The organism is Rahnella contaminans, from assembly GCF_011065485.1.
GTDB classification, from domain to species: Bacteria; Pseudomonadota; Gammaproteobacteria; order Enterobacterales; family Enterobacteriaceae; genus Rahnella; species Rahnella contaminans.
This window is the reverse complement of record NZ_JAADJS010000005.1, coordinates 56057-77654: the sequence shown is the minus strand read 5'-3', so window position 1 is coordinate 77654 and position 21598 is coordinate 56057. Positions and strand designations below refer to the sequence as shown.

19 protein-coding genes are annotated in these 21598 nt (G+C 55.4%); 8 read left to right on the top strand and 11 right to left on the bottom strand.

Going from position 1 to position 21598, the window contains the following annotated elements; genetic code table 11:
• The first annotated feature begins 192 nt into the window (after window positions 1-192).
• Window positions 193-1308 (top strand): SDR family oxidoreductase, encoded by a 1116-nt coding sequence (locus GW579_RS19565; RefSeq protein WP_165061290.1) that lies wholly within the window; start codon window positions 193-195, stop codon window positions 1306-1308.
• A 133-nt stretch (window positions 1309-1441) separates the two neighbouring features.
• Here GW579_RS19565 and GW579_RS19560 read toward each other — a convergent pair whose 3' ends face one another.
• The 3 genes from GW579_RS19560 to GW579_RS19550 all read right to left on the bottom strand — a co-directional run bounded on the left by GW579_RS19560 (window position 1442) and on the right by GW579_RS19550 (window position 3596).
• Window positions 1442-2065: a glutathione S-transferase family protein gene (locus GW579_RS19560; protein ID WP_165061287.1), complete on the bottom strand. Its 624-nt coding sequence runs from the start codon at window positions 2063-2065 to the stop codon at window positions 1442-1444.
• A gap of 24 nt (window positions 2066-2089) precedes the next feature.
• The gene (locus tag GW579_RS19555) at window positions 2090-2620 is read right to left on the bottom strand and encodes a GNAT family N-acetyltransferase (protein ID WP_165061284.1); all 531 of its coding nucleotides are present in this window, start codon (window positions 2618-2620) and stop codon (window positions 2090-2092) included.
• A 97-nt stretch (window positions 2621-2717) separates the two neighbouring features.
• Window positions 2718-3596 carry an AraC family transcriptional regulator gene (locus GW579_RS19550; RefSeq protein ID WP_152327470.1) on the bottom strand — a complete coding sequence of 293 codons (879 nt, stop codon included), beginning with the start codon at window positions 3594-3596 and terminating at the stop codon, window positions 2718-2720.
• 188 nt (window positions 3597-3784) lie between these two features.
• On the opposite strand from GW579_RS19550, the gene GW579_RS19545 reads away from it, so the two are divergent.
• Complete coding sequence (locus tag GW579_RS19545) at window positions 3785-4690, top strand: DMT family transporter (RefSeq protein WP_165061281.1); 906 nt, start codon at window positions 3785-3787, stop codon at window positions 4688-4690.
• 116 nt (window positions 4691-4806) lie between these two features.
• Complete coding sequence (locus tag GW579_RS19540; protein WP_152327402.1) at window positions 4807-5187, top strand: tautomerase family protein; 381 nt, start codon at window positions 4807-4809, stop codon at window positions 5185-5187.
• A gap of 10 nt (window positions 5188-5197) precedes the next feature.
• On the opposite strand, the gene GW579_RS19535 is transcribed toward GW579_RS19540, so the two are convergent.
• On the bottom strand, window positions 5198-5938 hold the full coding sequence (locus GW579_RS19535) for an SDR family oxidoreductase (RefSeq protein ID WP_152327403.1): 741 nt from the start codon (window positions 5936-5938) through the stop codon (window positions 5198-5200).
• A gap of 120 nt (window positions 5939-6058) precedes the next feature.
• Here GW579_RS19535 and GW579_RS19530 point away from each other — a divergent pair, with 120 nt between their 5' ends.
• The gene (locus GW579_RS19530; RefSeq protein ID WP_165061278.1) at window positions 6059-6982 is read left to right on the top strand and encodes a LysR family transcriptional regulator; all 924 of its coding nucleotides are present in this window, start codon (window positions 6059-6061) and stop codon (window positions 6980-6982) included.
• On the opposite strand, the gene GW579_RS19525 is transcribed toward GW579_RS19530, so the two are convergent.
• Window positions 6957-7877: an AraC family transcriptional regulator gene (locus GW579_RS19525; protein ID WP_165061275.1), complete on the bottom strand. Its 921-nt coding sequence runs from the start codon at window positions 7875-7877 to the stop codon at window positions 6957-6959. The genes GW579_RS19530 and GW579_RS19525 overlap by 26 nt on opposite strands.
• On the bottom strand, window positions 7870-9291 hold the full coding sequence (locus GW579_RS19520; protein WP_165061272.1) for an aldehyde dehydrogenase family protein: 1422 nt from the start codon (window positions 9289-9291) through the stop codon (window positions 7870-7872). The genes GW579_RS19525 and GW579_RS19520 overlap by 8 nt, the downstream gene beginning before the upstream one ends.
• Before the next feature lie 130 nt (window positions 9292-9421).
• On the opposite strand from GW579_RS19520, the gene GW579_RS19515 reads away from it, so the two are divergent.
• A complete protein-coding gene (locus tag GW579_RS19515) occupies window positions 9422-9907 on the top strand; it encodes a hypothetical protein (RefSeq protein ID WP_165061269.1) in 486 nt (161 codons plus the stop codon).
• Between the two features lie 51 nt (window positions 9908-9958).
• Here the strand turns inward: GW579_RS19515 and GW579_RS19510 are convergent, their stop codons facing one another.
• Together GW579_RS19510 and hpxO are read right to left on the bottom strand one after the other, a co-directional pair.
• Window positions 9959-11530, bottom strand: coding sequence for a hypothetical protein (locus GW579_RS19510; protein WP_165061267.1), 1572 nt, complete (start codon window positions 11528-11530; stop codon window positions 9959-9961).
• 125 nt (window positions 11531-11655) lie between these two features.
• Window positions 11656-12813 carry an FAD-dependent urate hydroxylase HpxO gene (gene hpxO, locus GW579_RS19505; protein WP_152327409.1) on the bottom strand — a complete coding sequence of 386 codons (1158 nt, stop codon included), beginning with the start codon at window positions 12811-12813 and terminating at the stop codon, window positions 11656-11658.
• Window positions 12814-13059: 246 nt separating this feature from the next.
• Here hpxO and GW579_RS19500 point away from each other — a divergent pair, with 246 nt between their 5' ends.
• Together GW579_RS19500 and GW579_RS19495 are read left to right on the top strand one after the other, a co-directional pair.
• Complete coding sequence (locus GW579_RS19500; RefSeq protein ID WP_165061264.1) at window positions 13060-13914, top strand: LysR family transcriptional regulator; 855 nt, start codon at window positions 13060-13062, stop codon at window positions 13912-13914.
• Window positions 13915-14010: 96 nt separating this feature from the next.
• Entirely contained in the window at window positions 14011-15429 is a 1419-nt protein-coding gene (locus tag GW579_RS19495) for an amidohydrolase family protein (RefSeq protein WP_165061261.1), read from the top strand.
• A gap of 85 nt (window positions 15430-15514) precedes the next feature.
• Here GW579_RS19495 and GW579_RS19490 read toward each other — a convergent pair whose 3' ends face one another.
• Window positions 15515-16060, bottom strand: coding sequence for a single-stranded DNA-binding protein (locus tag GW579_RS19490; RefSeq protein WP_152327412.1), 546 nt, complete (start codon window positions 16058-16060; stop codon window positions 15515-15517).
• A 326-nt stretch (window positions 16061-16386) separates the two neighbouring features.
• Here GW579_RS19490 and uvrA point away from each other — a divergent pair, with 326 nt between their 5' ends.
• Window positions 16387-19242, top strand: coding sequence for an excinuclease ABC subunit UvrA (gene uvrA / locus GW579_RS19485; protein WP_165061258.1), 2856 nt, complete (start codon window positions 16387-16389; stop codon window positions 19240-19242).
• 63 nt (window positions 19243-19305) lie between these two features.
• Here uvrA and GW579_RS19480 read toward each other — a convergent pair whose 3' ends face one another.
• Both GW579_RS19480 and GW579_RS19475 read right to left on the bottom strand, forming a co-directional pair.
• Complete coding sequence (locus GW579_RS19480; RefSeq protein WP_165061605.1) at window positions 19306-20487, bottom strand: alpha/beta hydrolase-fold protein; 1182 nt, start codon at window positions 20485-20487, stop codon at window positions 19306-19308.
• A gap of 90 nt (window positions 20488-20577) precedes the next feature.
• Complete coding sequence (locus GW579_RS19475; protein WP_165061255.1) at window positions 20578-21507, bottom strand: LysR family transcriptional regulator; 930 nt, start codon at window positions 21505-21507, stop codon at window positions 20578-20580.
• Between the last annotated feature and the right edge of the window lie 91 nt (window positions 21508-21598).

Here is a 21598-nt window from a genome sequence, read left to right as displayed (position 1 = left end):
CACACCTGATAATTATTTCCCATTGTAAGTAATGATGCCCGATTATTTAATTTTCATGACAACGGAACTTTTTTAATATTTTAAGCTTTTCGTGCTGTTGAGGTTGCGTTTACTTGCGGAAAAATCTGGTATACGTTCCGTTTAGAATAGGGGTGATACTGTGCCGTTAATTTCCCGTTGCAGGTCATCGTTATGAACACCATTTTAATTACCGGCGCTACAGGTTTCGTGGGCGGAGCGGTTGTTGAATATATTCTTCGTCAACAATTAAGTTCTAAAAACCAATTATTACTTTTAGTCAGGGCTGACGATAGTGCGACGGGACTCGCCAGAATTATCGACAATTTGAGAAAGTTTGAATTGTCGGATGAACAACTTGCCGCGATTAATGAGCAATCAATATTAACCGGCGACCTTTCTGAACCGGAGAACTTTATTCAGGATCCGCGTTTAGATCATGTCACACATGTTATTAACTGCGCCGCGATTGCGTCATTTGGTAATAATCCGGCGATGTGGCGTGTCAACGTTGAAGGTTCACTGATTTTCGCCAAACGCATGGCGCAGGTCAAAGGCCTGCAACGGTTTGTCCACGTTGGCACCGCGATGGCATCCATGCCGGACAAAGACAGCGTCTTCTATGAAGGCATGCCGGACAACGAACACAACGAAGATCTGGTGCAGTACACCGCTTCCAAGCGCGCCATCGAAAACCTGGTTCGTACCGAATGCCCGAACCTGCCGTTTGTGGTCGCCCGTCCGTCAATCATTGTGGGTCACACACAGTATGGCTGCCAGCCGTCGAGCAGCATTTTCTGGGTCTTCATGATGGCGATTAAACTGAAGAAATTTACCTGTACGCTCGACGATCAGGTAGATGTTATTCCGGTTGATTATTGCGCCATGGTGCTGGTGAAATTGTGCCTTGCGGCTGAACTGAACCACAGTTTCTATCATATTTCTTCCGGTGAAGAAATGTGTACGCCATTCCATGAAATAGATACGTCAGTGGCAAAAGCCAATAATACATCGCGTATTATCAGTGAATATCAGCAGATCAGTTATCAGGAATTTACCGGTATCCGTAAACAGTTTAAAGACGTGCTCGGGCCGTGTAATGACAAGATAATTTTGCGTGCAATTAAACTTTACGGCGGCTTTGCGCAATTAAATGTGAAGTTTGATAATTCGCGCTTGCTGAATATGGGTATTCCTAAACCCGCCGCCTTCAAAAGTTATATTGATAAATGTGTTTCTTCCACCCGCGGTCAGACAATATCTGAACTGATGAGGGTTGATTTTAAATAAACCGATGCGTCTGTTTGAGTCATCAAACGGCCCTTTATCTTTTATCTCTGCCCGAAAGATAAAGGGAACGGTTTAGAATACAACGACGCCGCGAAGGACATTGCGGCGTCGTATTTTTCGTGGTGTGAGCGGCTCAGACCAGGCCGTTTCTTCCATAAAGCCGGAAACCTTCACGCTGGTTTAACCGGTCATAATAGGCGGCCACCGCAGGCAAAGCCGGGCGCGACATCGGCGTCATCGACCAGCGGTTTACCGCCAGCCCGAGCGGAATATCTGCCAGCGTAAAATTATCTCCCAGCACGTAATCACCGCTGCGCTGCAATTGTTCTTCGAGCATTTGCATGTGGCGGTTCCATTCGCTGACACCGGCATCAATCAGTGCCGGATCCTGATGCTGCGGGCTGTTGCGCGCCAGCGCCGGAAACGCATAACGCCACGAATTATTCAGCTCACCCGCCTGCCAGTCCATCCACTGTTCCGTGAGAGCACGGCGTTTCGGGTCGGAAGACAGCAAATCCTCGCGCCCTTCCCGCGCGGCCAGATAACGGCAAATCACGTTGGATTCCCACAACACAAACTCACCGTCGAGCACCACCGGCACCATCGCATTCGGGTTCAGCGCCTTAAATTCCGGTGTCTGCGTGGACTGAAACCCCGAACCAAACTGCTCCTGTTCGAACTCCAGTCCCAGCTCAAAGCAGGTCCACAAGACTTTACGCACGTTGATTGACGGCGATTTACCCAGAATTTTCAGCATGACTTCCCCTCAATGTGGAAACGATTAACGGCGGATAAAAATCCGCGTTTTTGTACCGTGATACATCGTGTCTGTTTGCGCGACAAAACCGCACTTCTCCGCCAGCCGGATTGACGCGTGATGTTCCGGCTCGATAATGCAGCACAGCTGGCGATCAAGGCTGGCTTCTGCCCAATTCAGCACCGCCTGTGCGGCCTCAGAAGCATAGCCTTTGCCGTGAAATTTTGGCGAAACCACCCAGCCCATTTCCGCCATGCCGTTCAGCGAAGGCGAGATATCGCGCTGATAATCTGCCAGACCAATTTCCCCGACAAACGCCCCTTCCGCATCGTTGTGCTTTTCAAACACAATCCAGTAGCCAAAACCGAGCATCTGCCAGTGGCCGGGATAACGCAGCAAACGGCTCCAGCTGGCCTCGCGGGTGGACGGCGTGCCGCCGATATATTTCACAACGGCAGGATCGGCCCACTGTGCGGCGATATCGTCGAAATCTTCCACGCGATGCCCGCGCAAAATCAAACGTTCGGTTTCAAGAACGGGTGCCTGAATTAGCATAATTTTCCTTTGAGTTTTTCTGATTTATTCCGATGACCATTAACTTAGCATTGGAATTGTTCGGTCGGAAAGAGGGGTTTTTAGCCGGAAAAGGAAATCAGACAATAATGCCGCTTCGCAGCGCCGAAGGCGTCAAGCCGCGCACCGATTTAAAGCGGTTACTGAAATGGCTGGCGGAGCTGAATCCGCATTCCAGCGCAATGGAAGTGATGTCCAGTGTACTGTTCTTTAACAGATTTTCCGCCTGAATCAGCCGCGCATTCATCACATACTGGTGCGGTGCCATGCCCATGCTGAGTTTAAACATGCGGGCAAAATGAAACTCGCTGAGTTCCGCCAGCAGCGCCAGTTCCGGCAGCAATAACGGCTCCGCCAGGTGCGCGTGGATATAGTCTTTTACACGGTTGAGAATGTACGGCGCGAGCCCGCCGCGCACTACCGGCAGCGCCCATTGCAGATGGGTGTAATTTTTGACCAGATGCGCCATCAGCAGATTTGCCGCACTGCTCAGCATCAGCTGATTGCTGTTTTCCTGCCACTGGCTGCTGAGCAAAAAGTGGCGATACAGCAGCGTAATCTGCGGATCCTCCTCAAACGTGCGCTCTTCCACCTGAATCGACGCCGGGCTGCGATCCCACGTTTGCTCCACCAGATGCCGCAGATGATCGTCAGAACAATACAGATGCACAAACGACAAATCGTCGCGTACATCCCAGCTCGACATGCTGTGTTTTGGCATCAGGCAAAAACGATCTGGCCCGCCGCCGTTACGCCAGCCGCCGCGGGTTTTGTGATAACACTCATAACCGTCGGCGACGTAAAGACTCAGCGTGTGATGGTCCGGGCTTTCCTGCGTCACGATGTCGTTTTTGTTCGACCAGGCCGCCAGCTGAATGCCGGAGCCCAGCGCCACACTGTCGTGCAGAACCGCTTTATGCTTACGCAGCGTTTCGAAAGCCTGATAAACCTTCGCCATGATGAGCACCGAGTGGAGGAAAGAGGAGATCCAGTTTACGTTTTCAGATACAGGTTGAGCCAGATTTTGCTGCCACTGAACCGCAAAAAATGCGCAAGAATATGCAACTCACCGCAAGCCGCTGAAATCCCGTCGCGCCATATTCCGGCAGAATCTCGTTCAATCAATACTTTGCGTGAGAGAAGTCCATGAATGTGTTTTTGTATATCTCTGTGATTATTATCTGGGGCACCACCTGGTTTGCCATTTATCTGCAACAGGGCGCTGTACCGGTGACAGTTTCGATTTTTTACCGTTTCCTGCTTTCTGCCGTGATTATGCTGGTGGCGCTGCTGGCCGCCCGCCGTTTGCGCCTTCTGGCGCTGAAAGATCATCTGTTTTGCATGGTGCAGGGGTGCTGTGTTTTTTGCTTCAACTTTTACTGCTTCTACCACGCCGCCGCGTACATCACCAGCGGGCTGGAATCGGTGATTTTCTCGATGGCGGTATTATTTAACGCCTTCAACGGCATGCTGTTTTTTCGCCAGAAACTGGCACCGGCGGTCATTCCGGCCTCCCTCCTCGGGCTGTCGGGCATTGTGACCCTGTTCTGGCACGACCTGAGCGCGACTCATATCGCACCGGAATTACTCAAAGGCATCGGCCTCAGCCTGCTCGGCACGTACGGCTTCTCACTGGGTAATATGATCAGCTCGCGCCATCAGCGCCACGGCCTGGATGTCCTTTCCACTAATACTTACGCGATGTTTTACGGCACCGCGGTGATGGGCGCACTGAGTCTGGTTCAGGGCGCGTCCTTCGCCATCGACCTGAGGCCGCAATACCTCGGTTCGCTGGTTTATCTTTCGGTATTTGGCTCGGTGCTGGCTTTTGGCATGTATTTCACGCTGGTCGGACGCATCGGCGCGAGTCAGGCGGCTTACAGCACGCTGCTGTTCCCGCTGGTGGCGCTGACCGTTTCCACCTTCTACGAAGGCTATCAGTGGCATATCAATGCCATTGTCGGACTGGCGCTTATTCTGCTGGGGAATCTGGTGATGTTCTGCCGTCCGGCCTGGCTGGAGATGTTCAGGCGCAAAGCGGCTACGGTGTAAAACAGGTTACCGGTGCGTACAAAAAATCGCTCGACAGACCGGCTCCTCGTGTTGCATACCAGAAAGGCCGCATCCTGAGAGATGCGCGCCCTACAGAAAATAATGAGGAGAATAAAATGCCTTTTGTACGTATTGATATGGTTGAAGGAAAACCCGAAACCTACCGCAAAACCGTTGGCGATGTGGTGTACGACGCCATGCGCAACACACTCAGTGTGCCGGAAAACGACAAGTTTATTGTTATCTCCGAACACTCTCCGGCAGAAATGATGATTTCACCGGACTATCTGGATATACAGCGCAGCCCGAACTGCATCGTTATCCAGATAACCCTGAACGCAGGCCGCACGACAGAGATGAAAAAGGCGTTCTATCACGCCGTAGCGTACGGTCTGCACGAAAAAGCCGGACTACGCCTCGAAGACGTATTCATCAGTCTGGTCGAAGTGCCGAAAGAAAACTGGTCCTTCGGCAACGGCGAAGCGCAGTACGCGTGAACTCATCAGATTAAATAATCCCGCCATTGGCCTTCAGCGTCTGGCCGTTGACCCAGGCGCCATCGGGACCGGCGAGGAATGCAACGACGGAGGCGATATCTTCCGGCTGACCGAGGCGCTCAAGCGGTGACGTTTTAGCGATGGTTTCCACCAGTTGATCCGATTTTCCGCTGAGGAATAAATCCGTTGCCGTCGGGCCGGGTGCGACGGTGTTGACGGTGATCTGACGGCCACGCATTTCTTTGGTCAGCACACGGCTCAGCGCCTCGACAGCCGCTTTGGTCGCGGCATACACGCCGTACGTCGGCTGATACAGCCCGACGACAGTCGATGAGAAGTTGATGATCCGCCCGCCGTCGTGCAAATGTTTCGCCGCTTCACGCAGCGTGTTGAACGTGCCTTTCAGGTTGATGTCGATCAGGCGTTCGAACGTCGCATCGTCGGTATCAGCAATCGCCGAAAGCGTCATAATTCCGGCATTATTTACCAGCACATCCACCCCGCCAAACGCCTGTTCTGCGCTGGCAAACATCCGGCTCACTGCCGCCGCGTCACTGACATCGGCCTGCGCGGTGATGGCCTTTCCACCTGCCTGTTCAATTTTACTCACCACCGCGTCGGCTTCTGCCGCGCCGCGGGAATAGTTCACTATCACGGTAAACCCGTCGCGTGCCAGGCGTTCTGCGATGGCTGCGCCAATACCGCGTGATGCGCCGGTGACCAGCGCGACTTTCTGTCTGGATGTCGTCATGAGGTGTTTCCTTGTTAAGTGAATAGGATCTGCTGTCGATGAAGAAAGAGTAGCCGATTGACGGTGCCGGATAATTACCTGATATTCGTTATCACTATCCGGAAAAGGCGAACAATCATCATGGATAAGCTCGACAGTATGCGGTTGTTTACCCGCGTGGTAGAGCTGCGCAGTTTTACGCAGGCCGCGCAGGATCTGAACCTGAAACGCTCGACGGTGACCGACGCCATTAAGCAGCTCGAAGTGCGGCTGAAGGCTCGGTTGTTGCAACGCACTACGCGCCATGTCAGCCCGACGCTGGACGGCGAGGCGTATTATCAGCGCTGTCTGCGCATTCTGGCCGACGTGGAAGATGCCGAGATGGATTTCGCCGGTGCGCAGCCCAAAGGGTTGTTGCGGGTGGACGTCCACGGTTCGCTGGCCCGGCATTTTCTTTTGCCCGGCCTGCCGGATTTTCTGGCGCAATATCCTGAGATCGAATTTTATCTGAGCGAAGGCGACCGCTTCGTCGATCTGGTTCGTGAAGGTATCGACTGCGTGATCCGCGCGGGCGAACTGAAAGACAGCGATATGGTGACGCGTCCGCTGGGAACGCTGTCGGAAATCACCTGCGCCAGCCCGGCGTATCTTGCGCGTTTTGGTATACCGGAAACGCCGGACGATCTCGCTAATCACCGGATGATTGGTTACCGCTCAAGCGCGACCGGCGGCCTGTTGCCGCTGATTTTTCATCAGAACGGGAAAGCGCGGGAAGTGATGTTGCCAACCAGTTTGTCGGTCAACGGTGCGGAAAGCATGAAAGAAGCGGCGCGGCGCGGAATGGGCATTATGCAGGTGCCGCATTACGGGTTAACCGACGATCTGGCGCAGGGCACGCTGGTGCAAATTCTGGCGGATTTCCCGGTCGGCGCGTTGCCTGTAGCGCTGCTTTATCCGCGTAACCGTCAGCTTTCGCCCCGCGTGCGGGTGTTTATTGACTGGATGGTGAAGGAGTTTGCGCGGCGCAGCCCGCCGCACACTACAGCGTTACACCCTGCTGTCTGAGCTGGCCGATATCCTGCAACGGCGGCGCGCCAAACGAGCGGCGGTATTCCCGGTTAAACTGCGACGGGCTTTCGTAGCCCACACGAAATGCCGCGGTCGCCGCGTCGATATTGCCGCTCAGCAGCAGACGGCGCGCTTCCAGTAAACGGATCTGTTTCTGGTATTGCAGCGGGCTCATGACCGTCAGCGCCTTGAAACGGTGATGCAGATTCGAAACGCTCATGCCGACAATTTTTGCCAGTTCATCCATCCGCAGCGGGTGCGCGAAATTGGCTTTGATCCACACAATCGCCTCGCTCACGCCTTTCCCCTGATAATACGACAGCAAATGCTGATAAAAATGGCCGCCTTCCGGTGCGGTGATCAGCCGGTAGATAATCTCTTTTTTCACCAGTTGCCCGAGCGCCTGTAAATCCTGCGGAATATCCAGCATAACGACCAGCCGCAAAAAGGCGTCTGCCAGACAGTCATCGGATTTTGCCACGTACGTGACGCCGCCGGATCGCGTAGCCGGGAGCGGATCGAGCCGCATGTCGATCATCAGATCGGCCATTTCTTTCAGATCCAGATCGATACGGATCCCCAGATACGGCGTCTCTTCCGTCGCCTGCGTCACCTGCCCGGAAACCGGCATATCAATCGCCGAAAGCAGATAACTGCCCGCGCCGTATTCCACCACTTCCGCGCCAATCAGCACCTTTTTTTGGCCCTGTAAAATCAGGCACATCGACGGAGAAAGCATGCCTTTATTGAGCGCCGTCGGATGCGTGAAACGGATAAACGACAGCCACGGCAGCGCCGTCGGACAGGAATTTTCATCCGGCGGCAGGGCTGAAAAGGCGCGCAAAACGCGCGCGCTCAGGGACATCAGGGGATTCATAGTCTCTTCACTCATCGTCGATCAGGGTCTTCGGCTCAAGATACGCTTCCAGCCCGTAAGTGCCAAATTCGCGCCCTAAACCGGATTGTTTGAAACCGCCAAACGGCGCATCAGGCGCGTCATACATGCCGTTGACGAATACCCGTCCAGCCACAATCTGCGCCGCGACTTCCCGCGCCTGCTGACGATTTTCCCCGCTGACATACGCCTGCAAGCCGTACACCGTATCGTTCGCCATCTGCACCGCCTCTTCGACAGTGCGGTAGGTCAGCACTGAAATCACCGGCCCGAAAATCTCTTCGCGGGCGATAGTCATATCGGGCGTGACGTTCACAAATACCGTCGGTTTGACGAAATAACCGCTGTTTAAATCTTCCGGACGCCCTTCGCCGCCGCACAGCAGTTCCGCACCTTCTTCAATGCCCAGACGGATATAATTCTGCACGCGGTCGTACTGTTTTGCCGTCACCAGCGGGCCGATTTGCGTATCCGTCTGCTGCGGGTTGCCCACTTTGACGTTCGCCACCGCGCGCACCAGATGCGCTTTCACTTCTTCCAGCCGTTCCTCCGGCACCAGCAAACGGGTGCCGGCGATGCATGCCTGGCCGTTATTCATCGTGCCAACCGCCAGCGCCAGCGGAATAGCTTTTTCGAGATTAACATCTGGCAGAAGAATGTTAGGCGACTTGCCGCCGAGCTCCAGCGTCACGCGTTTCAGGGTATCTACCGCGCCGCGGGCAATCGCTTTGCCCACCGCCGTCGACCCGGTAAAGGAGATTTTCGCGATATCAGGGTGACGGGTAATTTCTGCCCCGACCACGTCGCCGCGTCCGGTGACCATATTAAACACGCCCGCCGGTAAACCTGCGGCATGCAGGCACTCTGTCAGCAACTGCGTCTGGCTCGCGCTCAGCTCGCTGGGCTTGATCACCACCGTGCTGCCCGCCGCCAGCGCGGTCGCCATTTTGTTGCAGATGAAACCGTAGCTGGCGTTCCACGGCGTGATCAGCCCGACGACGCCCAGCGGTTCCATCACCACTTTCGCCCTGCCAATCTGGCGGACAAATTCATACTCGCTGAGCAGCTTTATCGCCTGCAAAAATGCGCCGGACGCCCGCGCTACGGTGCCGCGCACCATCGCCAGCGAGCCGCCATATTCGGCGCTCATCACTGCTTCCAGCGCGTCTGCCCGCGCCAGTACTGCGTCATGCAGTTGTTGTAAATACTGAATGCGCTGCGCTTTGCTGGTCCGTGAGAAAGAAACGTAAGCAGCTTTTGCTGAAGCGATCGCCTGGCGGGTATCGGTTTCATCGGCAAGACGAACCTGCGCCGCGACCTGTTCAGTCACCGGATTGATCAGGTCCATCACTTCGGTGCCGTGCGGGGTGACGAACTCGCCGTTAATATAGATTTGATTAATCTGTTTCATGAATGCCTCCGGTTTGTGAGTCTTCATGCTAAGACCGGCGGGCGAAAGGAAGATAGACCAATACTGTCTGAGAATTGCCTGATCCTGCTGGCCGGGAGTATGTTAGAAATCTATCGATTGGGAGAAACCGATGACCACACCCGCTGTATTACTGCATATCGGCCACGAAGAGACGCAAATTGTCGTCAGAAATTCCGCGGCTGAAGACAAGATTTTGCCGCTGACGCTGGGCTCACAGCTGACGTCTGTGGGCTATTTCCGCCACACGCCGCCCACGCCGGACGAAATGGAAACCGCCATTATGGTGGTGGAAGATGAAATTATTCGTATCCGGCACGACATTCCCGCAGGCGCGGCGCTGTTCAGCACCGACAACGACATCCGCGCGCTGGCACGCATTGCCGGTGTGGCAGAAAACGAGGTGATGACGCTGTCGCTCGACGCCGTCGAACGGACGTTTGACCGGCTGGCACTGGTGATTAACGGGCGTCCTGCGCACTTTGAAGGGCTGCCGGATGGCAATGATTTCGCGGCCACATTGCTGATTTTACGCGAGTTCATGCACCATCTGCAATTTGCAGAAATCACCGTGCAGGGAACGAAATTTGAGATGTAAGCAGAAAGAGTAACAGCCTCCTGCGAGGCTGTTACTTTGAGAGACTCAGATTCAGGCCGACGTGTTTTTCAGCTGCACCGGGTCCGATTCCAGCAACACCAGACCGCTGAGATCCGGCAGCGACTGATGCGCCAGATAATCCCGGAACGACATGCGCGGCGCATCGTTTTGCCACGCGGATTGCAGCTTGCCGAGCAAATCAGTGGTTTTTGACGTTTCCACCGGCGTCGTCGTGTCTGATTCCAGCCAGCCTTTCACATACTTCTGAATATGCGTTGAGGTGCTGGCCGACTGATCCACAGACGCACTCACCAGCGCCCCTTTGTGGTACTGCACCGACATCGTGCTTTCGGCTTTATCATCAATCTGATAGTAGAGATAATTCTGCGAATCCCGGTCACTGGTCAGATTCAGCTGAAGCCCCGGTGTTAATGACTGGTGGAAGCTCGCGACCAGATGCGACTGCTGCTTTTGCGTAATATTGCGGTTCTGCGTGCTGTCGCCGGTGATCGTGCTGGCCTGCGAAACCTGATAAGAGAAAGTATCCACTTCGTCAGGGCGCATCGGGTTGGTTTTATCCGTTGGCGTCTGCGTCACTGACGCCGTGAAATCGGCCAGCCCGGACATCATGTTTTTGTCGGTTTTAGTCAGCGAGAAGTGAACCGGTTCTGGTCCGCTGCTTTTGTACGTTGTCGCCGACGCGCCGTAATTGCTGTTAAGCGCAGTAAATGCGTCTTTGAACATGTCCATCAGCGAAGAGTCGGCGTTGCCCCGCGTTCCCGCACTGCTGAACTGTTTCAGATACTGATTCAGCGCCTGTTTCTGCTGTGAGTCGGTACCGGGAAGTGCGCGTTTGCTCATGTCGACGCTGATATCCACCGTGCCCAGCTCGCCGGTAGATTTCACCGAACGCGTGCTGGCGTCGGCGTGGAAATCCAGCGTCTGAACGTTGTTTTTGGTGCCCAGCGTGGCATGCAAATCAACGGAAGACAGCACTGAGGTATCGAATTTTGTTAATCCGCTCAGATCAAGCTTTGGCGGTTGCGCGGTCAGCCCGTCGATGGCTTTCTGAAAACCGTCGGCCAGACCGGCCAGCGCCGTGCGATCGGCGTCGCTGAGCGTGCCTTTGGTGACGTTCACCTGCACGCCCAGACCGTCGGCATCGCTGTCCAGCGTAATATCTACCAAGGCACCGCTGGCCGTTTTTACGCTCAGGGTGATCTGGTTATCCGCTTTGGTATGAAGTTGCGATTGCGCGATGTTGACGGAGGAAGCCTGACCCGCCGTCTGCTTTAAGACAGATTGCGAATAACTGCCTGCCTCCGTGGTAAAGCGCTCCAGCAGCGCCGCACCCAGCCCGGCAAAACGCGCCGCATTGCCCGCAGAACTGAAATTTCCCGCTAGCTTCGACGAGATAAGATCGGCAGATGCATTTTCCCACACCAGCGCCGGTTTGGTGATGGCGTAAACCGGCGTGCTGCTGGTCGCCTGCCCGATCGTCACGGAAGTCGATTGCGTCGCCGCCGCTTGCTGGCTGGCGACAGCGGTCACCGTTGCCGTGGTTTTGGTGGCGGCCAGCAGCGTAGCGGCTGACTGATTGCCTGTCGCAGAAATGATTGTCATCCTGATAGTTCCCTTGTTTTGCGCCATAGCGCCAGTGGATACCCTGATCCTTCTGATGCTATTTTCGGCAAAACCACAGGAAACTTTAAGGAATTGTAAAAAGTTATTTCCTGGCTGTCACTGCGCTATTCCAGCGGGCCACCCAGAATGGTTTCGCACATGCCGGAAAGAATGCGTTCGCCAGTTTCGGTTTTTAAATCTTCGTACCATTGTTCGGTCACGGCCATTTCTTTTCCGTGCGTAACATCGCAGCGTTTACGCGCTTTCAGTACCAGATCCTTCACGCGATACGCGCGTTTTTCCTGATAACGCAGCAGCGCATCTTCAATCCCTAACGAATTGGTTTGCAACACATTGGCCAGCACCACGGCGTCTTCCATTGCCGCGCAGCCGCCCTGCCCGATATCCGGCGTCGTGCTGTGGCCGGAGTCACCCAGCAGCGCAATCCGCCCTTTCACCAGTTGCATAAACGGTTCGATATCGTGGATTTCAATCCGGTTGGTGGTGTCAGGATTAATCAGGCTAATCAGTTTCTGCACCGGTTCTGCCCAGCCGGCAAAGTAGCGCTGTAAATCGTCGCGCACCGTGGCGCGATCTTCCTGCAGGCCTTTGGGCAGCGGAACGTCAAAGAAAAAGTAGAAACGGTTGTCGCTTACCGGCATCAGCGAAACACGCTTACCTTCACCGACGAATGTCGTCCACTGATCGGCAGGCGCGATACTTTCATCGATTTCCACCAGCCCGTTCCAGTTAACGTAACCGGCATAACGGCGCTCGGTGGCGTAGCCCAGAACATGCTGACGGATCACAGAATGCGTGCCATCGGCGGCAATCAGCACATCGCCTGTTGCTGATGACCCATCGTCAAACCAGGCGGTGACGCTGTCTGCGGATTCCTCTACGTGCGTAACGCGTTTGCCAAACTGCACCTCGTCGCGGCCATAGGTGTCGAGCAGCATCGACTGAAGTTCCGCGCGCGCCACCGGATACGGCTGCTCACCGACGCTCTGAATCAGCGGATCCATCGAGAAGCGCGTCATCGTCTGGCCCTGCTGATAATCTTTGTAGGCCATAAACCGCATCTGCCCACCCAGCTTGCGCAACGGTTCTTTCATCCCGAGATAATTCAGACATTTCACGCCGTTCGGCCAGATAGAAATCGCCGCGCCCACCGGTTTGATCTCTTTCACCGCCTCGTATACCGCCGTTTCGATGCCAAAACGCTTGAGCGCAATCGCCGCACATGCCCCGCCAATACCGCCACCAATCACGATCGCTTTCATATTTTTCTCCTTGAGGTCTCACAAGGAAAAAGCAATTTCTGTACCAGAAAGCGGATTTGCGCAATAAGCCTTGTATACAATCTTAAGGCAAATAAATACCCGCCGACGCCAGGCTGGAATGCGCTAAAACAAGGCACTCTTTTAGCGCAAACGGAGCGCAACAAGCCAGTCTGGTGCGTGAGCGCGAAGGTTGATACTCTTCTGGCTATTCGGATTTCAAATACCACAACCAGAAGTAGTGATGAAATGAATCGCTATCCCATGTTCAGCCCGCAACAGTTGCTCAGTTTTGTGGCCGTCTGCGAAACCGGCAGTTTTACCCGCGCCGCCGACCGCGTTTATCTTTCGCAATCGACGGTCAGCCAGCAGGTCAGGCGTCTCGAAGAAGCGCTGGGGAAACCCTTGCTGGAGCGCACGTCGCATCAGGTTCAGCTCACCGAAGAAGGCGAGCGGCTGCTCGGCTATGCGCGGCGAATTATCGCGCTCAACGGCGAGGCGCACGACGCGCTGAGCGATCAGTGGCCGGACGGCATTGTGCGTCTCGGCGTGCCGGAAGATTTTGCCGCCGCCACCACGTCTTTGCTGGCGCAGTTTTGCCGTGAACATCCGCATATCCGGCTGGATGTGACCAGCGGCCTGAGCCACGAACTGCGCCGCGCGTGGCAGCAGGACATGCTGGATATTATTCTGGTGAAACAGCTGACCGGAGAGAAAGCCAATGCGTCGCGCCCCGAGCCGATGCTGTGGCTCGACAGCGCCGGGTTTCCGGCTTTTGAGCGCGACCCGGTGCCGCTGGTGCTGTTCCCGCTCAACGGTTTGTATCGTGAAGAATTGTGCCAGGCGCTGGACGCCATCGGGCGCAGCTGGCGGATCAGTTACAGCAGTGCCAGCCTCGCCGCGCTGGTCGCCGCAAGCGCCGCCGGACTGGGCATCACGCTTCTGCCCGCCAGCTGTGTCACGCCGGAACACCGTATTCTCGGCGCAGATAGCGGCTTACCCACCGTGGATAACGTCGAGCTGGCGTTGTTTTACCGCCCGGACGCCACGGCGGCGCAAATCGCGCTGGCGGGAAAATTGCGCGAGTTTTGCCAGCTCAGCTGAGCATTGCGTTTCCCACTGACAGGCAGTGGGAAAAATCGCAGCCGGAACCGGAGAGATCTTTTAGGGTGAAGAGAAAAGCAGCATCCTCTGAGTATCATGAATAAGGAATTCGACGTGCAAAACCCTCAGCAACAAAGCCGCAGAAACTTTCTCTCAAACAGTGCAAAAGTCACGGCCACCGGTGCCCTGCTGGCCTCCGGCATGACCTCGGCTTCTACCGTCCGCGCCGGTCAGAACATTGAAACCTGTGACGATCCCCGTCAGGCGACAACGATTTCGGCCACGCACTACCAGCTGCGGAATGTCCGGTTGGAAGAAGGTTTCGAGCGCGAAGGCGACATGGTGACTGGTACGCAAACCGGCCTGTACAATCTCGATATCAATAACGGCAAAATTGTGGCGATCCAGCCTGCAAAAGACGCCCCGGCCAGCACGTTACCGGCCTTTGACGCTAAAGGGCTGTTGCTTCTGCCCGCCACGCGCGACATGCACATCCACCTCGACAAAACCTTTTACGGCGGCAAATGGGAAGCGCCGCGCCCGCGTAAAGGCAAAACCATCATGGATATGATTGCCCGCGAGCAGGTGCTGATCCCGAAACTGCTGCCGACGTCGGTCGAACACGCCGAAGCGATCATCGGGTTGCTGCATTCCAAAGGCACCACCGTGGCGCGCAGCCACTGCAATATCGACCCGGTCAGCGGCCTAAAAAGTCTCGAGCACCTGAAAATCGCGCTGGAAAAACATCAGCAGGATTTCAGCTGTGAGATTGTGGCGTTTCCTCAACACGGTTTGCTGCATTCGAAAGTGGACGGCCTGATGCGTGAAGCGATGCAAATGGGCGTGCAGTACGTCGGCGGGCTGGATCCAACCAACGTTGACGGCGCAATGGAAAAGTCGCTGGACGCGATGTTCCAGATCGCGCTCGACACGAATAAAGGCGTGGATATTCATCTGCATGAAACGACGCCTGCCGGGATCGCCGCAGTGAAATACATGATTCAGACCGTGGAGAAAAACCCGCAACTGAAAGGTAAAGTGACACTCAGCCACGGTTTTGCGCTGGCAATGATGCAGGGCGCGGAGCTGGATGAAGTCATCAACGGGCTGTCCGAACAGCAGTTCACCGTGGCCTCCACCATTCCGCTCGGCAAACTGAACATGCCGCTGCCGCAGCTGAGCCAGAAAGGCGTATTCGTCATGACCGGCACCGACAGCGTGATCGACCACTGGTCCCCGTTCGGCACCGGCAGCATGCTGGAAAAAGCCAGCCTGTACGCCCAGCTATACGGCAATTCCGACGAATTTGGCCTGACGCGCTCCCTCGCTATCGCCACCGGCAACGTCCTGCCGCTCGACGACAGTGGCAAACGCCAGTGGCCCACACTCAACGACAACGCTGAGATGATTCTGGTCGACGCCAGCTGTTCAGCCGAAGCAGTCGCGCGGGTGTCCGACGTGAAAGCGACATTCCATCAGGGAAGACTGGTGTTTGGCGCGGTAGAGAAAGTGTAAGAGTCAGAGAATGTCTGGCGCAGAAAAGCAAAAAGCCCCGCGAGGGGCTTTTTAGTTTCAGATTTTGACGCCCGAAGGCACAAAATCAGAACGGGATATCGTCGTCGAAATCCATTGGGGGTTCGTTGTTCTGTGCTGGCGCGTTGTTTTGCGCAGCCGGACGAGCCTGCTGGCCGCCGCTGAACTGGTTGCCGCCTTGTGGCTGCTGAGGCTGACCCCAACCGCCTTGCTGGCCGCCACCTGCTGATGCCTGACCGCCACCTGCTGGTGCGCCGCCGCCGGTACGGCCGCCGAGCATCTGCATGGTGCCGCCCACGTTAACAACGACTTCGGTGGTGTATTTTTCTACGCCAGCCTGATCGGTCCATTTACGGGTTTGCAGTGCACCTTCGATATAAACCTGTGAACCCTTTTTCAGGTATTCACCGGCAACTTCGGCTAATTTGCCGAACAGCACAACGCGGTGCCATTCTGTTTTCTCTTTCTGCTCGCCGGTGGCTTTGTCACGCCAGCTTTCGGAGGTTGCCAGCGTCATGTTAGCAACGGCGCCGCCGTTTGGCATGTAGCGGATTTCTGGATCTTGTCCGAGATTACCGACGAGAATAACTTTGTTTACGCCTCTGCTGGCCATGTGGATTCTCCTGATGATGTATGTCGTGGTTGAAACCACAGTGTTAGATGTGAGGGGACTCACTTCGCGACATTATAACCACAAAACGATTACTCCGTACCACGGATGTAAAACGTTGTGGCATTCTTTCCAGAATGTTCAGTAAACACTCCACTGTTACATCGAGTACTGGATATACATTCAGGTTTTGGGGTGGCATGGGCTGTGATTTGTGTCATAATTGCGCGTTACGTTCTTCTCTGTGCCTGATTCGCTGACCGGCGCGATGCCACACTTTCCGACGGTCACCGGCACGGTGAGCTATCAAGTTAATCCGGGAATGATGAATGGATAAGATCGAAGTTCGGGGCGCACGCACCCATAATCTCAAGAATATCAACCTGATTATCCCGCGCGACAAACTGATTGTTGTCACCGGCTTATCCGGTTCAGGCAAGTCCTCTCTGGCGTTCGATACGCTGTACGCCGAAGGCCAGCGCCGCTACGTCGAGTCGCTGTCTGCCTATGCACGCCAATTTTTATCCTTAATGGAAAAACCGGACGTCGACCATATTGAAGGTCTGTCTCCGGCGATTTCGATTGAGCAAAAATCTACATCGCATAACCCGCGTTCCACCGTCGGGACGATCACCGAAATCCACGACTATTTGCGTCTGCTGTTTGCCCGTGTGGGCGAGCCGCGCTGCCCGGACCACAATATTCCGCTGTCCGCGCAGACCGTCAGCCAGATGGTAGATAACGTGCTCGCACAGCCGGAAGGCCAGCGCCTGATGCTGCTCGCGACAATCGTGAAAGACCGTAAAGGCGAGCACACCAAAACGCTGGAAAATCTGGCATCACAAGGCTATATCCGTGCGCGTATCGACGGCGAAGTGTGTGATTTGTCGGATCCGCCGAAGCTGGAATTGCAGAAAAAACACACCATCGAAGTGGTCGTTGACCGCTTTAAAGTGCGTGATGATCTGGCGCAGCGCCTCGCAGAATCCTTCGAAACCGCGCTGGAATTGTCCGGCGGTACGGCGGTGGTCGCCGATATGGATGACCCGAAAGCCGACGAAATGCTGTTCTCTGCCAACTTCGCCTGTCCGGTGTGTGGCTACAGCATGCGCGAACTTGAACCACGGATGTTCTCGTTCAACAACCCGGCCGGTGCCTGCCCGACCTGTGATGGTTTGGGCGTGCAGCAGTTCTTCGATCCGGAACGCGTGGTGCAAAACCCTGAACTTTCCCTGGCCGGTGGCGCAATCCGCGGCTGGGATCGGCGTAACTTCTATTATTTCCAGATGCTGCGCTCACTGGGCGAGCATTACGATTTCGATGTGGAAGCGCCGTTTAACGAACTGAGCAGCGACGTGCGCCATGCAATCCTGCACGGTTCCGGCAAAACCACGATTGAATTCAAATACATTAACGATCGCGGTGACACATCAATCCGTCGCCATCCGTTCGAAGGTGTGCTGCACAACATGGAACGCCGTTATAAAGAAACGGAATCCAGCGCCGTGCGCGAAGAGTTGTCGAAATACATCAGCAACCGCCCTTGTACGTCCTGCAAAGGCACGCGTCTGCGCGAAGAAGCGCGTAACGTGTTTGTCGAAGAAACCACGCTGCCGGAAATCTCTGATTTCAGCATCGGCCATGCGATGGATTTCTTCCGCAATATGAAACTCAGCGGCCAGCGCGCAAAAATCGCTGAGAAAGTGCTGAAAGAAATCGGCGATCGCCTGAAATTCCTGGTGAACGTTGGCCTGAACTACCTCTCGCTGTCCCGTTCTGCGGAAACGCTGTCCGGTGGTGAAGCCCAGCGTATCCGTCTGGCGAGCCAGATTGGTGCCGGTCTGGTGGGCGTGATGTACGTGCTGGACGAACCGTCCATCGGCCTGCATCAGCGTGACAACGAACGTCTGCTGGAAACCCTGATCCACCTGCGTGATCTTGGCAATACGGTCATCGTGGTAGAACACGACGAAGACGCCATTCGCGCCGCCGACCATATTATCGATATCGGCCCGGGCGCTGGCGTGCATGGCGGCGAAGTGGTGGCTGAAGGCACCGCAGAAGACATCATGGCAAACGAAGAGTCGCTGACCGGCCAGTTCCTGAGCGGTAAACGTGAAATCTCAGTACCGTCGCAACGTGTGCCTGCGGATGCCACCAAAGTGCTGAAGCTTTCCGGCGCGAAAGGCAACAATCTGAAAGACGTGACTCTGACGCTGCCGGTAGGCCTGTTTACCTGCATCACCGGCGTGTCCGGCTCGGGTAAATCGACGCTCATCAACGACACGCTGTTCCCGCTGGCACAGCGCGAACTGAACGGCGCGACGATTGCCGAAGCGGCACCGTATCGCGAAATCGAAGGTCTGGGGCATTTCGATAAAGTGATCGACATCGACCAGAGCCCGATTGGCCGTACGCCACGCTCTAACCCGGCGACGTACACCGGCATTTTCACGCCGGTTCGCGAACTGTTTGCCGGTGTGCCGGAATCACGTTCACGCGGCTATACGCCGGGGCGTTTCAGTTTCAACGTCAAAGGCGGGCGCTGTGAAGCCTGTCAGGGCGATGGCGTAATCAAAGTCGAAATGCACTTCCTGCCGGATATTTATGTGCCGTGCGATCAGTGCAAAGGCAAACGTTATAACCGCGAAACGCTGGAAATTAAATACAAAGGCAAGAGCATTCACGAAGTGCTGGAAATGACGATTGAAGAAGCCCGTGATTTCTTCGACGCTGTCCCTGCCCTTGCGCGTAAATTGCAGACGTTAATCGATGTCGGCCTGACGTATATCAGCCTCGGCCAGTCAGCGACCACGCTGTCCGGCGGTGAAGCACAGCGCGTTAAACTGGCGCGTGAGCTGTCCAAACGCGGTACTGGTCAGACGTTGTATATTCTCGACGAACCGACCACCGGCTTGCACTTTGCTGATATTCAGCAACTGCTGGAAGTGCTGCACCAGCTGCGCGATCAGGGCAACACCATCGTGGTGATTGAACACAATCTGGACGTGATTAAAACCGCGGACTGGATTGTCGATCTCGGGCCGGAAGGCGGCGCAGGCGGCGGTCAGATTCTGGTTGCCGGTACACCGGAAACCGTCGCGGAATGCAAAGAATCGCATACCGCACGTTTCCTGAAACCGTTGCTGGAACGTCACAGCCAGCAGGCGAAGAAAACGGCTTAATGTTTTTGGCTTCCTCCCCTGCCAGGGGGAGGAGCTAAAACCAATTCACATTCCAGCTATAACTTATTTAAATATCTTCTGCACAAACTCCGCGTACGCCGGGCGCCAGACGTCCATTTCATGACCGAGATTCGGATATTCGTGGTAATCGAACTTAATCTTGCGTTGCTCAAGCTCAGATTTCAGTCCCGCAATATCTTTGCCCGTCACCACGTCTTTTTCACCTACCACTAACGTGAAGTTTTTCAGCTGCGCGTTGATTTTATCGGGTTCGGCGAAACGCTTTTCGACATCTGCATTGGGTACGGTCGTCGTGCTGACCCCGCTGAATGTTGCCAGCCAGCCGAACTGATCAAGATGTGTCATGCCGCTGACCAGCGTCTGATAACCGCCCTGCGAAAGTCCGGCTAACGCCCGCCCTGCCGCGTCATCGCGCACGCGGAAGTTTTTTGAAATCAGCGGAATAATATCCCCGGTGAGTTCTTTATCTGCCGCCGCAGCGTTGCGCGGATAGAATTCTTTGCGGCGATCTTTGGTGACGTAATCTTCCGGCACGACGCCTTTGGCGTCGGTTTCCGTATCAGGAATGACAACCAGCATCGGTACGATTTTTTTCTCTGCCAGCAGGTTATCCATGATTTGCGGAATGCGCCCCTGATCCAGCGCCGAGCGGCCGGTATCGCCAAAACCGTGATAGAAATACAGCACCGGCAGCGGCTGTGACGCATCGGTATACCCCGGCGGCGTCCAGACCGCGACCTGACGCTCAGAATTTAGCGCCGCAGAATGATAGGTCAATGTGCGCACTTCGCCATGCGCCACGTTTTTCACATCCAGAATGCTGCCCGGCACCAGTATCAGGCTGGTGTTCACCTGACGCTGCGGTTTCGGTATGGCGCTGCCCGGATCGGCAATCCGCAGGCCGTCAACGTTAAAGAAATATTCGTAGAGATTGGGTTTCTGCGCGTCCGACGTCCAGCTCCAGACGCCTTTTTCGTCTTTGGTCATCTGATGCGGAATGTAAGTCACCGGCGTTGCACCGGTCACCACGTCCACATGCTCCGCACCAGGCGCATAAAGCCGGTAGGTAATCGTGAGATCCGGATTCACCGCCGTGATGTAGTTCCTCGCCGGAACAGACGCGTCGGCGTCCTGAGGCAGGCTTTGCGCGAAAACGGTCAGGGGGAACGGCGCGCTAAGCGCCAGTATCAAAAGCGTGGCAAGATTCAGCCTGTTGCGGGTCATCATCCTTTCCTTCTGGGTTGGCGTGAGCAGACGGACGACCTGTCCTGAAGTAACTCACTGTTTTTGCACAACTCTCAGAGTAGGTTATTTTTACAACAAAGGATCGTGACCCGCGTCACCCTTTAAAGGATGCAGTTGCGGCAGCACGCTCAGGCGCTGGAAGGCGAAATCCCAGAATGTCCGGACTTTGCGTGGCATTTGCTGTACCTGTTGCGCGACCAGCTGAACCGGCAGTGGCAGCGGTTCGAAATCCGTCAGCAGCCGGACCATGCTTCCGGCCTGCAAATCTTCGCTCACCTGATACGACAACAACCGCGCAATTCCGCGTCCGCTGCGCACCGCCAGCAGCTGAGATTCGACATCATTGAGCAGCAAACGCGGCGAAAGCCGGACGCGCAGATCGTCTTCGTGCGGCCCGAACCGCCATTCACGGATTTGCGTGCGCAGCGTGCCCATGATGGTCTGATGCGTCGCAAGATCTGACGGATGCTGCGGCAGAGCGTGTTGCGCCAGATACGCCGGGCTGGCGACCAGCACGCGGGTAACTTCCGCCACTTTACGCGCCACTTTGCCCGAATCTTCCTGATGCCCGATGCGTACCGCCAGATCCAACCCTTCATCGATGAGATCCAGATTCCGGTCGCTGAGCATCATCTCAATCTGCATGTCCGGGTTCTGTTCGAGAAATTCCATCACCAGCGGCGCAACGTGTTTACGCCCGAACTGAACCGGCGCAGTCAGCCGCAACAGGCCGCTCAGCTGGGTTTCAGCAGTGTCTTCCACGGCGTCCTGATAGTGGCTGAGCAACAACCGTGCTTTTTCGGCCAGACGTGCGCCCGCTTCTGTCGGCGCCAGGCTCCGGGTGGTGCGCTCGACCAGCCGCGCACCGAATCGGTGTTCCAGCGAGGCAATCGCGCGCGTGATCGCCGGTGGCGAACGGTGAAGTTTACGGGCAGCTTCCGCCAGGCTGCCATACTGAAGTACGGCGACAAAAATCGCCATTTCATCCAAACGGTCCATAGATTCTTCCACAAAGTGAAACACTCAATTTCAATCTTCGTGGATCACAATCATTTCGCGCAAGAGTAATGTTTATACGACACAGACAAAG